This window comes from Knoellia sp. S7-12 (genome assembly GCF_040518285.1).
GTDB lineage: Bacteria > Actinomycetota > Actinomycetes > Actinomycetales > Dermatophilaceae > Knoellia.
The window spans coordinates 2,528,513-2,541,805 of record NZ_CP155449.1 but is presented as its reverse complement, the minus strand read 5'-3'; the positions used below and the strand labels follow the sequence as shown (position 1 = coordinate 2,541,805).

The window sequence follows — 13,293 nt, the reverse complement described above, 5'->3', positions numbered from 1 at the left end:
CTCACGTGAGGCGCTGAGCAGCACTCTCGACAAGGGCGACCGGTCACACCGGTCGCCCTTGTCGCGTCTACGGTGGTCCCGTGTTCTTCTGGCGTGACGACGTGAGCGGCATCCGCCGCGCCTTCACCGACCGCTCGGGCGGGGTGAGTGCCGGCGTGTATGCCGGCCTCAACCTGGGTGGTCATGTCGGCGATTCGTCAGATGCGGTGCGAGAGAACAGAATCCGCGTCGCCGGCGAGGTGGGTGTCGATGTTGATCGCCTGATCTTCATGGATCAGTGCCATGGAGCCGACATCGCTGTCGTCACTGAGAAGCCCGACGGCCCGCTCGTCGTCGATGGGGTCGTCACGGCCGAGCAAGGTCTTGCGCTGGCCGTGCTGGTCGCCGACTGCACCCCCGTCCTGCTGTCCGATGTGCGAGCCGGTGTGGTCGGTGCGGTTCACGCGGGGCGCCCGGGCATGACCAAAGGCGTTGTCCTGCAGGCGATTTCGGCGATGCGTGACCTTGGCGCGACGCAGATCTCGGCTGCGGTGGGACCGAGTGTGTGCGGGCGCTGCTACGAGGTGCCTCTGGAGATGCGCGAGGAAGCCGCCGAGGTGCGTCCTGAGTCGCGAGCCGTGACATGGACAGGAACGCCGGCCATCGATGTCGCCGCCGGAGTCGTCGCTCAGCTGCGCTCCGTGGGTGTCGACGACATCACCTGGGTCCCGGGGTGCGCCCGTGAGGACGAGTCGCTCTTCTCCTATCGCCGCGATGGCACGACCGGCCGGTTTGCCGGGGTCATTGTGCGGGGGGCGTCGTGACCGCCCGCCGGGACGAGCTGGCGACCAACCTCGCAGGCGTCCGTGAACGCATCGAGCGGGCAGCCAGGGCTGCTGATCGCCCCGCGTCAGACATCGAGCTCATCGTCGTGACGAAGTACTTCCCGGCGAGTGACGTCGACCTGCTCGCGGGCCTGGGGGTCCGACACATCGGGGAGAACAAGGACCAAGAGGCCAGCGCCAAGATGGCCGACCTGACCCGTCGTGACGACGTCACGGTCCACTTCATCGGTCAGCTCCAGTCCAACAAGGTCGCGCACGTCACGTCCTATGCGGACGTCGTGCAGTCCGTCGACCGGCCCAAGATCGCGAACGCCATGGACCGAGCCGCCGAGCGCGCTGGTCGACGGCTCGAGGTCCTCCTGCAAGTGGCCCTCGACGACAGTGGTGGGCGCGGGGGAGTCGCACCGGAGGACGCCGACGCTCTTGCCGATCTGTTGGTCGGATCCGGATCTCTCACCCTGCGAGGCGTCATGGCCGTGGCCCCGCGAGAAGGTGACCCACGAGCGGCCTTCGCGCGACTGCGCGAGGTGGCACACGGCATACGGGCAAATCATCCGGACGCCACGTGGATCTCTGCCGGGATGAGTGGTGACCTGGAGGACGCCGTTCTCGAGGGCGCGACACACCTGCGTGTCGGGACCGCAATACTCGGTTCTCGCCCGTCACTTGGGTAACTTCTTTATCGAAGCACCGACCACTCTGGTCACCGATTCGTACTAGGAGTTCTCATGGCTGGCGCGCTGCGCAAGACAATGGTCTACCTCGGCCTGGCCGAGGACGAAGGCCGTTACTACGACGAGGCCTACGACGAGTACGACACGGACCAGGAGCTCGACGCAGAGGAGTCCAGGGAGACCAGGGAGCCGCGCGAGCGTGGCGCCGAGGTCACCCCACTCGCCAACCGTCGCACCGTCGCTCAGGTGGTGCGCAGCCCGGAGGCTTCCGGCATGTCCCGGATCACGACGATTCATCCGCGCACCTACAACGAGGCCAAGACGATCGGTGAGAACTTCCGTGAGGGCACTCCCGTCATCATGAACCTCACCGACATGGACGATGCCGACGCCAAGCGTCTCGTCGACTTTGCCGCTGGTCTCGTCTTCGGTCTCCACGGCGCCATCGAGCGAGTCACGGCCAAGGTCTTCCTTCTCTCGCCGTCGACCGTCGAGGTCCACGCCGAGGAGTCCGCGGCCGTCCCCGGGCGCACGCTCTTCAACCAGAGCTGACCCCGCCGCGTGGCAGTCACAGCCCGGTCACGCACACTGGTCGCATGAACACCGTGCGTGGACTGCTCGAACTCATCGTCTGGCTCTACCTGATGGTGGTTTTCGGCCGGCTCATCTTGGACTGGATCCGTGTTTTCGCCCGTGATTGGCGACCGCGTGGAGTGATGCTTGTCATCGCCGAAGCCGTGTACACCCTCACCGATCCGCCACTCAACGCTCTGCGCAAGGTGATCCCACCGCTGCGTCTCGGCGGCGCCTCCATTGATCTCGGCTTCCTCGTTCTGGTCCTGGCGCTCTATCTCGTTCTCTACATCCTCTAGGCTGGATGGCTGAAGCCCGGTGTCCACGTGACACGCGGCATCCCTGAACCGATCGATACAGAGGAGTTGACATGGCGTTGTCGCCCGAGGACGTCCTCAACAAGACGTTCACGACCACCCAGTTCCGACGCGGCTACGACGAGCGCGAGGTGGATGACTTCCTCGATGACATCGTCGCCGAGATGCGTCGCATGACCAAGACGGACGACGAGGTGCGCAAGCAGCTCAACGACTGCCGTCAGGGACGCGGTCTGGAGCCCGTCACGGCAGCACTGCCCGTTGCGGCTGCTGTCACGCCCGACCGTTCCGGCGAGATCAGCAAGCTCGAGGGTCGCAACTCCGAGCTCGAGGCGCGTGTGCGCGAGCTCGAGGAGCTTGAGGGCAAGAGCCAGCAGAGCCAGAACGAGGGCCAGGCTGATGGCCAGTCCAAGGGCAGCAACGAACTCGAGAAGCGCGTCAAGGACCTCGAGCGTCAGCTGGCGGACTCCGAGCGTCAGGTCGCTCAGCTGCGTGACGAGCACAAGAGCGTTCTGGGCGAGCGCGACTCTCTCGCGGGTGAGCGTGACTCCCTCGTGGGTGAGCGCGACTCTCTGCGTGATGAGCGCGACTCGATCGCCTCCGAGCGTGACCGCGAGCGGACCCAGCAGGAGGCAGCATCTGCCAAGAACGAGCAAGAGCGTGAGGCGGTCTACAGCAAGGCCAACAGCAACGCTGACGAGCAGCTCTCCATCCTGAAAGCTCGCGTCGAAGAGGCCGAGGCCGACGCCCAGCGACGCATCAAGAAGGCACAGGCAGCGGCCGAGCAGTCCGAGGCCGAGTCGCAGGAGCGGCTCGCCAAGGCGCAGGCACCGGCCCAGGAGTCCGGAAATTCCGACACTGCGGCCCTCGCCGGAGCTGGCGCCGTGGGTGCTGGTTCAGCAGCCGGTGTCCTCGCTCTCGCGCAGCGTCTCCACGACGAGCACGTCTCCGCTGGCGAGTCCCGGCGCGACGAGCTGCTCCGCGAGGCGCAAGCACGTCATGACGAGCTCCTCTCCACCGGCGAGACCAAGCACCACGACCTGGTCAACACGGGTCAGTCGCAGCACGACGAGCTCATTGGCAAGGGTCAGTCGAAGTACGACGAGTTGATCAGCACGGGTCAGTCGCAGCACGACGAGCTCGTGACGACGGCGCAGGCGCAGCACGACGAGCTCGTGACGACGGCGCAGTCGCAGCACGACACGATGCTCGCCGAGGCCAACAGCAAGCGCGAAGAGCTCATCACCGAGGCCCGCGAGCGTTCCACGGGCATGGTCCACGAGGCGCAGCAGCGCAAGGCGGCCATCCTGCAGGAGCTCAACGAGCAGCGCACGGTGCTCGAGCGCAAGATCGAGCAGCTGCGTGGCTTCGAGCGTGACTACCGCGGTCGACTCAAGACCTACATCCAGGGTCAGCTCAAGGAGCTCGACCACACGGCCGTTGACGCCGAAGTCGAGGAAGCCGCAAAGCAGGACAAGTGATCCGTCGCTGACTCCAGCTTCGTCCACAGGGCACCCGGTTTCCGGGTGCCCTGTGGCATGTCTGCCACCTGTATGCCGCCTGTGAACTTCGCAGGTCGTGTGGCGTTTTGCATTGTGATGGGGATCATGAGGGCTTATCCTCTCGGCACGTGGTCGAGCCCTCATGGGCCCGACCTTTGTTGACGAGTGAGGACAGGCATGGCTGCCAAGCGCGGTCCCGCAGGGGCCACCAAAGCTGGATCCGGCAAGGCGTCATCCGCGAAGGCGGTGGCAAAGAAGGCCGGAGCAAAGGCCACCGCGGCGTTGAAGTCGGCGGCCTCCAAGGCTTCTGCACCAACGTCCTCGGTCGGCAAGGCGACCGCGAAGAAGGCCTCCACCCCGAAGGCTCCGGCCAGCAAGGCCCCAGCCAAGCCCGCCAAGCAGTCCGCGGCCAAGACGGCGACGAAGGCCGCGCCCGCGGCCAAGAAGGCGCCGGCAAAGACGGCGCCAGCCAAGAAGTCGGCGACAAAGGCCGCACCGGCAGCCAAGAAGGCGCCGGCAAAGACGGCGCCAGCCACGAAGGCGCCCTCCAAGACTGCGCCCGTCAAGACGGCCGCCGCCAAGAAGGCGCCTGCGGCGAAGGTTTCGGCAGTGGCTCCGGCGAAGAAGGCATCGGCCACCAGGTCACCCGCTCCGAGGTCCACCAAGAAGGCCTCGCTCGTCGTGCGCGAGGACGAGTCGCCGTGGACCCCGAAGGAGCTCAAGGAGGTGCGGGCCGAGATCAAGGCCGACATCGCGCAGCTCTCCTCAGAGCTCGAGGTGGCGCAGGCTGAGTTGTCGGACCTGCTGCGCGACTCCGGTGACGGTGCCGGCGACGACCAGGCCGATGCCGGTGCCAAGACCTACGACCGTGAGCAGGAGATCGCACTGGCCGACAACGCCCGCGAGATGCTGCGCCAGAACGAGCACGCATTGGAGCGTCTCGATGACGGCACCTACGGCGTGTGCGAGTCGTGCGGACAGCCGATCGGCAAACTTCGTCTCCAGGCGGCACCTCGTGCGACCCTATGCATGCGATGCAAGACGAAACAGGAACGCCGCTGACGCCCAGCCCACCGTCCACCACTGCACCGGCCCCGGATCATGCCCTGGGCCGGTCGCGGCTGTTGGCCCTCATTGTGGGAGTCGGCCTGCTCACCCTTGCCCTCGACCAGGGGTCGAAGGTGTGGGCCCTGTCTGCCCTGACGCCGGGGGAACCGCGCGACCTGATCGGGTCAATGCTGCGCCTCAACCTCATCCGCAACGCCGGGGCGGCCTTCTCGCTCGGTGACAGTGTGACGTGGCTCCTGACGCTCGTGGCGCTCGGCATCGTCGTGTGGGTCGGGCGGGCTGCTCTCCACGTCGGCCATCGTGCGTGGGCGATCACTCTGGGCATGCTGCTCGGTGGTGCGATCGGCAACCTCGTCGATCGGGTCTTTCGCGCACCGGGCTTCGGCCGCGGTCACGTCGTCGACTTCATCGACTACTTCGGACTCTTCATCGGCAACATCGCCGACATCGCCATCGTTGTTGCGGCGGTCCTCGGCGCGCTCCTGGCCCTGCGCGGCATACCGCTGGACGGGGTGACTCACGGCCGCCACGAAGCCGATAGCGCCCACGCGGCAGACGACACCAACCGCAAAACCTCCACTGCGCACAACACCGAGACTGCGCACAACACCGACACGACGAACGGCGACCATGTCTGACAGCCGCACCATGCTCGTCCCCGAAGGTCTGCAGGGTGAGCGCGTCGACGCGGCCATCTCGCGGCTCTTCGGTCTGTCCCGCACCCGTGCGGCAGACCTCGCCGCCGATGGTGGCGTGGCCGTCAACGGCGCGAGCGTCAGCAAGTCCCACCGCGTGCACGGCGGGGACATGCTCGAACTGACCCTGCCGAGCGCCGACGCGAGCCCGACGCTCGAGGTCATCGCCGAGCCGGTCCCGGGCATGGGGATCATCCACGACGATGACGACATCGTGGTCGTCGACAAACCCGTCGGCGTCGCCGCGCATCCCAGCGTCGGCTGGACCGGGCCGACTGTCCTCGGTGGCCTGGCCGCCGCGGGCTATCGCATCTCGACAAGTGGGGCGAGCGAGCGACAGGGCATCGTCTCCCGGCTCGACGTCGGCACGTCCGGCCTCATGGTCGTCTGCAAGAGCGAGCGAGGCTACTCACTGCTCAAGCGGGCCTTCAAGGAGCGCACGGTCGAGAAGACTTATCACACGCTCGTCCAGGGCCTGCCGGATCCATTGGTCGGCACGATTGACGCGCCGATCGCGCGCCACCCCGGCCACGACTACAAGTTCGCCGTCATGGAGTCGGGCAAGAACGCAGTCACGCACTACGAGCTCATCGAGGCCTTCCGGCATGCGAGCCTGCTCGACATTCGCCTCGAGACGGGTCGCACCCACCAGATCCGAGTCCACTTCTCGGCGCTGCGCCACCCCTGCGTCGGCGACCTGACCTATGGCGCCGACCCGACCCTGGCCAAGAAGCTGGGGCTCGAGCGCCAGTGGCTGCACGCCGTCGGGCTGGGTTTCGAGCACCCCGGGACCGGCAACTGGGTCACCTTCGAGAGCCAGTACCCCGCTGACCTGCAGACGGCTCTCGACCGGCTCTGATCGGTGTGTGAGGGGGCAGCACTGTAGTCCCAAGCACCTCATTCGTCACACGCAGGCGCGGCGCTCAAGGGTGTCACCGGGGCGACTTAGGATGGTCCACGATGTCGTCGCCCTCCTCTTCCCCAGTCCCGGACCGCAAGGACAATTTCGTCCACCTGCACGTCCACACCGAGTACTCCATGCTCGACGGGGCTGCCCGCATCGGAGACCTGTTCACACGGGCCAGCGAGTTGGGTATGCCGGCGCTCGCCATGACGGACCACGGTTACCTCTACGGTGCACACGAGTTCTGGCGCAAGGCGCAGGGGACCGGCGTCAAGCCGATCATCGGTCTCGAGGCCTACATCACGCCGGGCACCCACCGCACCGACAAGACCCGCGTCAAGTGGGGCGACGAGCGCACCCGACAAGGTGATGACGTCTCCGGTTCGGGCGCCTACACACACATGACGCTGCTGGCCAAGGACAACGACGGCCTGCGCAACCTGTTCAAGATGGACAGCCAGGCCTCGCTCGATCAGGTCTATGCCAAGTGGCCGCGCATCGACCGCGAGCTGCTTGACCAGCACGGGAAGGGGCTCATCGCGACGACCGGTTGCCCCTCGAGCGAGATCCAGACCCGGCTGCGCCTGGGCCAGTACGACCTGGCCAAACAGGCGGCGAGCGACTACCGCGACCTGTTCGGTGCCGAGAACTACTTCTGTGAGGTCATGGACCACCAGAACGAGATCGAGCGGCGGACGATCAAGGACCTGCTGCGCCTCGCCAAGGAGCTCGACCTCCCACTGCTCGCGACCAACGACAGCCACTACACCTACCCCGAGGACTCCACGGCGCACGGTGCCCTGCTCTGCGTCCAGTCCGGCTCGACCCTCATGGACCCCAACCGGTTCAAGTTCGACGGTGACGGTTACTACCTCAAGTCCGCGGCCGAGATGCGCCACACCTGGCGTGAGTTCCCCGAGGCGTGTGACAACACCCTGCTCGTTGCCGACATGTGCGAGGTCTCCTTCACCGAGGGTGAGGGTCGCTACATGCCGAAGTTCCAGTGTCCCCCTGGCGAGAGCGAGGAGTCCTGGTTCGTCAAGGAGGTCCAGGCGGGTCTGCGCGAGAGGTTCCCGGACGGCATACCGGAATATGCGCAGAAGCAGGCCGAGTACGAAACCGAGGTGATCGTCTCCAAGGGCTACCCCGGCTACTTCCTCGTCGTCGCCGACTTCATCACCTGGGCCAAGAAGAACGGCATCCGGGTCGGCCCGGGTCGTGGCTCGGGCGCCGGATCCATGTGCGCCTACGTCATGAAGATCACCGACCTCGACCCGATCCCTCACGGTCTGATCTTCGAGCGGTTCCTCAACCCCGAACGCATGTCGATGCCCGACTTCGACATCGACTTCGACGAGCGCCGACGCGCTGAGGTCATCCGCTACGTCACCGAGAAGTACGGCTCGGAGCGGGTTGCGCAGATCGTCACCTACGGCACGATCAAGGCCAAGCAGGCGGTCAAGGACTCGGCCCGTGTCATGGGCCACCCGTTCAATGTCGGCGACCAGCTCACCAAGGCGATGCCGGCCGACGTGATGGGCAAGGGCGTGCCGCTCTCGGGCATCTACGACCCTGAGCACCCGCGCTACGCCGAGGGCAACGAGTTCCGAGCCCTCGTCGAGAGCGAGCCGCACTTCAAGGAGGTCGTCGAGACCGCCAAGGGCCTCGAGGGACTGAAGCGACAGTGGGGCGTGCACGCTGCCGGCGTCATCATGTCGAGCGAACCGCTCATCGACGTCATCCCGATCATGAAGCGGTTGCAGGACGGCCAGATCCTCACCCAGTTCGACTACCCCACGTGCGAGACCCTCGGGCTCGTCAAGATGGACTTCCTCGGCCTGCGCAACCTCACGATCCTCGACGACGCCATCGAGAACGTGAAGGCCAACCGGGGCGAGGACCTCGACCTCGACGCCCTGTCCAAGGACATGACCGACAAGGCGACCTACCGCCTGCTCGCGAGCGGTGACACGCTGGGCGTCTTCCAGCTCGATGGCGGCGGCATGCGCACGCTGCTCAAGCTGATGCAGCCCGACAACTTCGAGGACATCTCGGCGGCTCTCGCTCTCTATCGGCCCGGGCCGATGGGTGTCAACGCGCACACGAACTTCGCGCTGCGCAAGAACGGCAAGCAGGAGCTCACGCCGCTCGACCCTCAGCTCAAGGGCAAGCTCCAGCAGGAGATGATCGACGCTCTGCTGCCGCTCCTCGGCACGACCTACGGCCTGGTGATCTACCAGGAGCAGGTCATGGAGATCGCGCAGAAGCTCGCCGGCTACACCCTCGGCAACGCCGACCTCCTCCGCCGCGCCATGGGCAAGAAGAAGAAGGAGGTGCTCGACGCCGAGTACGTCCCCTTCTCCAACGGGATGAAGGCCAAGGGCTTCAACGAAGCCTCCATCGCGGCCCTCTGGGGCGTCCTCGTCCCCTTCTCGGACTACGCGTTCAACAAGGCCCACACCGCGGCATACGGGCTCGTGTCGTATTGGACGGCGTACCTCAAGGCCAACTACCCGGCCGAATACATGGCCGGTCTGCTCACGAGCGTCGGTGACGACAAGGACAAGTCGGCGCTCTATCTCGGCGAGTGCCGTCGCATGGGCATCAAGGTGCTCCCGCCCGACGTCAACGATTCCGTGGCCCGGTTCGCGGCTGTCGGCACCGACATTCGCTTCGGGATGGCGGCGATCCGCAACGTGGGCCACAACGTCGTCGAAGCGATCATCGGCGCACGCGAGAGCAAGGGCGCCTTCACCTCGTTCCGCGACTTCCTGTCCAAATGTTCCGCAGTGGTCTGCAACAAGCGAACCGTCGAGTCGCTCATCAAGGGAGGCGCCTTCGACGGGCTGGGGGAGTCGCGCGCCGGGCTCCTTCGCATCCATGAGGAATACGTCGACGCGTTCGTCTCGATCAAGCGCCAGGAGGCGATCGGTCAGGATTCGCTCTTTGGTGCCTTCGGTGACGACGGTGGCGACGGCGCCGGTGGGGACGCGACGATGATGGGCCTCACGTCCGTCCCCACGGTCGAGTGGGACAAGTCGACGCTGCTGACGTTCGAGCGCGAGATGCTCGGCCTCTATGTCTCCGACCACCCTCTCTTCGGCGTCGAGCACGTCCTGCAGCAGCATGCCGACACCGCCATCGCGACGCTGAGCTCCGAGGAGGGCAAGCCCGAGGGCTCGATGGTCACCGTGGCCGGTCTCATCACAGGCCTGCAGATCAAGCGGACCAAGAAGGGCGACCTCTGGGCGATCGCCACCGTCGAGGACCTCGAGGGAGCGATCGAGTGCCTGTTCTTCCCCAGCTCCTACCTGACCGTGTCGACGATGCTCCAGCAGGACGTCGTCGCCGTGGTGCGCGGCAAGCTCAACCGGCGTGACGACTCGGTGTCGATCTATGCCCAGGAACTGACCTTGCCCGAGATCACCGAAGGCCCTCGTGGGCCGGTGGTCGTCACACTCGACACGGTCCGAGCAACGACCGGTCGGATGGAGGAGCTCAAGGGGGTCCTCGCCAACCACCCGGGGACGACCGAAGTGCATCTCAAGCTGACCAAGCCCGGTAGGGCGACCCTGATCAAGCTCGATGATGCCCTCCGCGTCAACGCGAGCGAGTCGCTCTTCGGCGACCTCAAAGTGCTCTTGGGACCGAGGTGTCTCACCGGTGGCTGACCTGACTGCGCCCCTGACCCCGCCGCTCGCCGCGACCCGCGATCACATCCGCGAGCACCACGGCGACCGTGTCGTCGACCCCTACGAGTGGCTGCGTGACGCCGAGGACCCCGAGGTCCGTGCCTATCTCGACGACGAGAACGCCTACGCCGACGCCCGCACGTTAGGGCTGCAACCGTTGCGGGACAGCATCTTTGGCGAGATCAAGTCTCGGACCCTCGAGACCGACCTCTCCGTCCCGGTGCGTTCTGGCCCGTGGTGGTATTACTCGCGCACGGTCGAGGGGCAGCAGTACGCCATCCATGCCCGTGTGCCGGTGACCGACCCACCAACGCGTCCCGTTGTCGCGTCCGACGAAACCCCCGATGGCGAGCAGGTCCTGCTCGACGGCAACGTCGAGGCGGGTGACTCCGAGTTCTTCTCGATCGGCGCCCTGTCGGTGAGTCCAGACCACACACGACTTGCCTTCGCGACCGACACCAGTGGTGATGAGCGCTTCGATCTCGTCGTCCGCGACCCCGCGACGGGCGAGACGCTCGACGAGGCCATCACCGGGATCGGCTACGGCGTCGAGTTCTCGCACGACGGCGAGACCCTGTTCTACACGCGGGTCGATGACGCCTGGCGGCCTCATCAGTTGTGGCGCCACATCGTCGGTTCCGACCCGAGCACGGATGTCCTCGTCCACGAGGAGCTCGATGAGCGCTTCTGGATGGGCGTCGGCTCGAGTCGTGATGACCGCTGGATCATCCTCGCGCTCGGGTCCAAGACGACGTCGGAGGTGCGGCTCCTCGACGCGACGACGCCCGAGGCCGACTTCCGGGTTGTCGCCCCTCGGCGCGATGGCGTCGAATATGACGTCGAGCCCGCAGCCGACCGGCTCCTCATCGTCCACAACACCGACAACCCTGACTCCGACCTGGCGTGGGCACCGCTCGACTCCACGAGTCACGAGCAGTGGCAGCCGCTCCTCGCGGCCGGAGAGGGCGAGCGGTTCCTCGGCGTCGACGCCTTCGACGCGGTGGCGGTGCTGTCGCTGCGTCGCGGGGGAGTCGCGTCCCTGTCGTTGCTCGCCATCGATCCTGCAAGCGAATCCGGGTATGCCGCACCGGTTCCGGTCTCTTTCGACGAACCGATCTATTCCGCCGGGTTGGGTGACAACCCCGAGGCCGGGCAGTCGGTGTTGCAGGTGGTGTTCGAGTCGTTCGTCACTCCGCGCACGGTCCTCGACGTCGATCTGGCGACGGGGGAGCGCACCGTCCTCAAGCAGCAGCCCGTGTTGGGGGACGTCAACCTGTCCGACTACGTGCAGCGGCGGGAGTGGGCCACGGCCTCCGATGGCACCCTCGTGCCGATCTCTGTCGTCCACCGGGTCGACCTCGGACCTGACGGAAGCAACCCTGGTCTCCTCACGGCATACGGTGCCTATGAGCATTCGAGCGATCCCTATTTCTCGGTGGCGCGGCTGTCCCTGCTCGACCGGGGTGTCGTCCATGCGACGGCGCACGTGCGCGGTGGTGGTGAGATGGGGCGGCACTGGTACGACCAGGGCAAACTGCTGGCCAAGCCCAATACCTTCAGCGACACCGTCTCTTGTGCCGACCGGCTCATCGAGCTCGGCTGGGTGGCACCGGACCGGCTCGGTCTCGAGGGTGGTTCGGCAGGTGGGTTGCTCGTGGGCGCCGTCGTCAACCTTGCGCCCGATCGCTTCCGTGTCGCGCATGGCGCCGTGCCGTTCGTCGATGCCCTGACGACGATCCTGCGACCTGACCTGCCGTTGACGGTGGGCGAGTGGGAGGAGTGGGGCAACCCGCTCGAGGACCCCGAGGTCTATGCAGTGATGAAGGCCTACAGTCCCTACGAAAACGTTGCGGCACAGGCATATCCAGCCATTCTGGCGACGACGAGCCTCAACGACACTCGGGTCTTCTTCACGGAGGCGGCGAAGTGGGTCGCGCGCCTGCGGGCCACTGTGACCAACGACGCCGCGACCCGACCGATCCTGTTGCGCACCGAGATGGCGGCCGGGCACGGTGGCCGAAGCGGACGCTATGCCGCGTGGGAGCAGGTCGCGTGGGAGTGGGCCTTCGTGCTCGACCAGCTTGCTGCAACATCACGACTGCCTGCGACCTCACACCTCCCGCGAGTGCACGATGACGAGCGGGCAGTCGGTGCGGCCCAGGAGCCGTCCCGAGACTGAGCCGAGGTGGAGCCCGGCGAAGCCTCCGGTGCCACGGGCGCCGACGACGACGAGGTCGGCCGTGTCCGCCGCCTGGATGAGGGCCGCGACGGGAGAACTGCGCACGACGTCGTGATGGACCTTGACCGCCGGGTGCTCCGCGCTGCTTGACGCGATCTCGCGGGTGACCGCCTGCTCGAGGTGGCTCTCGTATGCTGGCCAGCTCGAGTCGGTCTCCAGGGTCGGGTCCTTGATTCCCTTGGCTTCCCAGGCGTGCACGACGACGAGCTCGGATTCGCGGGTTGCTGCGTAGTCAAAAGCGGTGTGCAGGGCCGCATTCGACGACGAAGAGCCGTCGACGCCCACGACGACGCGACGGTGGTTGCGCTCGCTTCGGCCCTCGTGCCCGACGATGACCACGGGGCAGGTGGCATGTGCGGCGACCTGTTGGGCAACGGCTCCGATGGTCGCCCGGCTCAGCAGTCCATGGCCGACTGCCCCGAGCACCACCATGGTGGCGGAGTGTGACGCGCCGACCAATGCCCGCGAGGCGTAGCCCGGCGGCAGTGACGTGGTCACTGTCAGGGCGGGATTGGTGGCATGGGCCCTGGCGGTCGCGGTGGCGAGGAGTCGCCTTCCCTCGGCCAGGATGGAGCTCTGGTCTGTGGTGCCGAACCCGAGCATCGGGATGTCCGGTGCGAAGGCATGCACGAGGTGGAGGGGAATCTTCAGCTCGCTGGCCCGCTCGGCGGCCCATGCGAGAGCAGCCCAGCCGTGTGCGGACCCGTCGATGCCCGCGACGATGCGTGCGGTGGGGGTGGGTGAGGTGGTGCCGCTCATGATTCCTCCCGTGGATGGTGGATCAGGCGGCGGGAACCTCGCAGGC

The 13,293-nt window shown here is 66.5% G+C and carries 11 protein-coding genes; 10 read left to right on the top strand and 1 reads right to left on the bottom strand.

Annotated elements, in window-relative coordinates; genetic code table 11:
- Positions 1–80 precede the first annotated feature (80 nt).
- From pgeF to V6K52_RS12195, 10 genes are all read left to right on the top strand, one after another.
- The gene (gene pgeF / locus V6K52_RS12240; protein ID WP_353950390.1) at positions 81–803 is read left to right on the top strand and encodes a peptidoglycan editing factor PgeF; all 723 of its coding nucleotides are present in this window, start codon (positions 81–83) and stop codon (positions 801–803) included.
- Positions 800–1,498, top strand: a complete 699-nt coding sequence (locus V6K52_RS12235) for a YggS family pyridoxal phosphate-dependent enzyme (RefSeq protein WP_353950389.1) — start codon at positions 800–802, stop codon at positions 1,496–1,498. Before pgeF ends, V6K52_RS12235 begins: the two co-directional genes overlap by 4 nt.
- Positions 1,499–1,552: 54 nt before the next feature.
- On the top strand, positions 1,553–2,050 hold the full coding sequence (sepF, locus tag V6K52_RS12230; RefSeq protein WP_353950388.1) for a cell division protein SepF: 498 nt from the start codon (positions 1,553–1,555) through the stop codon (positions 2,048–2,050).
- Positions 2,051–2,094: 44 nt separating this feature from the next.
- Positions 2,095–2,370 carry a YggT family protein gene (locus tag V6K52_RS12225; RefSeq protein WP_353950387.1) on the top strand — a complete coding sequence of 92 codons (276 nt, stop codon included), beginning with the start codon at positions 2,095–2,097 and terminating at the stop codon, positions 2,368–2,370.
- 71 nt (positions 2,371–2,441) lie between these two features.
- Positions 2,442–3,869, top strand: a complete 1,428-nt coding sequence (locus tag V6K52_RS12220) for a DivIVA domain-containing protein (protein ID WP_353950386.1) — start codon at positions 2,442–2,444, stop codon at positions 3,867–3,869.
- A 198-nt stretch (positions 3,870–4,067) separates the two neighbouring features.
- Entirely contained in the window at positions 4,068–4,952 is an 885-nt protein-coding gene (locus tag V6K52_RS12215; RefSeq protein ID WP_353950385.1) for a TraR/DksA C4-type zinc finger protein, read from the top strand.
- Entirely contained in the window at positions 4,925–5,596 is a 672-nt protein-coding gene (gene lspA / locus V6K52_RS12210; RefSeq protein ID WP_353950384.1) for a signal peptidase II, read from the top strand. Before V6K52_RS12215 ends, lspA begins: the two co-directional genes overlap by 28 nt.
- Positions 5,589–6,512, top strand: a complete 924-nt coding sequence (locus V6K52_RS12205) for an RluA family pseudouridine synthase (RefSeq protein ID WP_353950383.1) — start codon at positions 5,589–5,591, stop codon at positions 6,510–6,512. Before lspA ends, V6K52_RS12205 begins: the two co-directional genes overlap by 8 nt.
- 101 nt (positions 6,513–6,613) lie before the next feature.
- On the top strand, positions 6,614–10,228 hold the full coding sequence (gene dnaE, locus V6K52_RS12200) for a DNA polymerase III subunit alpha (protein ID WP_353950382.1): 3,615 nt from the start codon (positions 6,614–6,616) through the stop codon (positions 10,226–10,228).
- Positions 10,221–12,428 carry a S9 family peptidase gene (locus V6K52_RS12195; RefSeq protein WP_353950381.1) on the top strand — a complete coding sequence of 736 codons (2,208 nt, stop codon included), beginning with the start codon at positions 10,221–10,223 and terminating at the stop codon, positions 12,426–12,428. The genes dnaE and V6K52_RS12195 overlap by 8 nt, the downstream gene beginning before the upstream one ends.
- On the opposite strand, the gene V6K52_RS12190 is transcribed toward V6K52_RS12195, so the two are convergent.
- The gene (locus V6K52_RS12190) at positions 12,360–13,247 is read right to left on the bottom strand and encodes a universal stress protein (protein WP_353950380.1); all 888 of its coding nucleotides are present in this window, start codon (positions 13,245–13,247) and stop codon (positions 12,360–12,362) included. The two genes, V6K52_RS12195 and V6K52_RS12190, sit on opposite strands and share 69 nt — an antisense overlap.
- Between the last annotated feature and the right edge of the window lie 46 nt (positions 13,248–13,293).

What these genes read in the sequence shown, in the direction of transcription:
- V6K52_RS12205 (WP_353950383.1), top strand. Translation starts at nt 5,589, where the DNA reads ATGTCTGACAGCCGCACCATGCTCGTCCCCGAAGGTCTGCAGGGTGAG.
- V6K52_RS12225 (WP_353950387.1), top strand. Translation starts at nt 2,095, where the DNA reads ATGAACACCGTGCGTGGACTGCTCGAACTCATCGTCTGGCTCTACCTG.
- lspA (WP_353950384.1), top strand. Translation starts at nt 4,925, where the DNA reads ATGCAAGACGAAACAGGAACGCCGCTGACGCCCAGCCCACCGTCCACC.
- sepF (WP_353950388.1), top strand. Translation starts at nt 1,553, where the DNA reads ATGGCTGGCGCGCTGCGCAAGACAATGGTCTACCTCGGCCTGGCCGAG.
- V6K52_RS12190 (WP_353950380.1), bottom strand. Translation starts at nt 13,247, where the DNA reads ATGAGCGGCACCACCTCACCCACCCCCACCGCACGCATCGTCGCGGGC.
- V6K52_RS12220 (WP_353950386.1), top strand. Translation starts at nt 2,442, where the DNA reads ATGGCGTTGTCGCCCGAGGACGTCCTCAACAAGACGTTCACGACCACC.
- V6K52_RS12215 (WP_353950385.1), top strand. Translation starts at nt 4,068, where the DNA reads ATGGCTGCCAAGCGCGGTCCCGCAGGGGCCACCAAAGCTGGATCCGGC.
- dnaE (WP_353950382.1), top strand. Translation starts at nt 6,614, where the DNA reads ATGTCGTCGCCCTCCTCTTCCCCAGTCCCGGACCGCAAGGACAATTTC.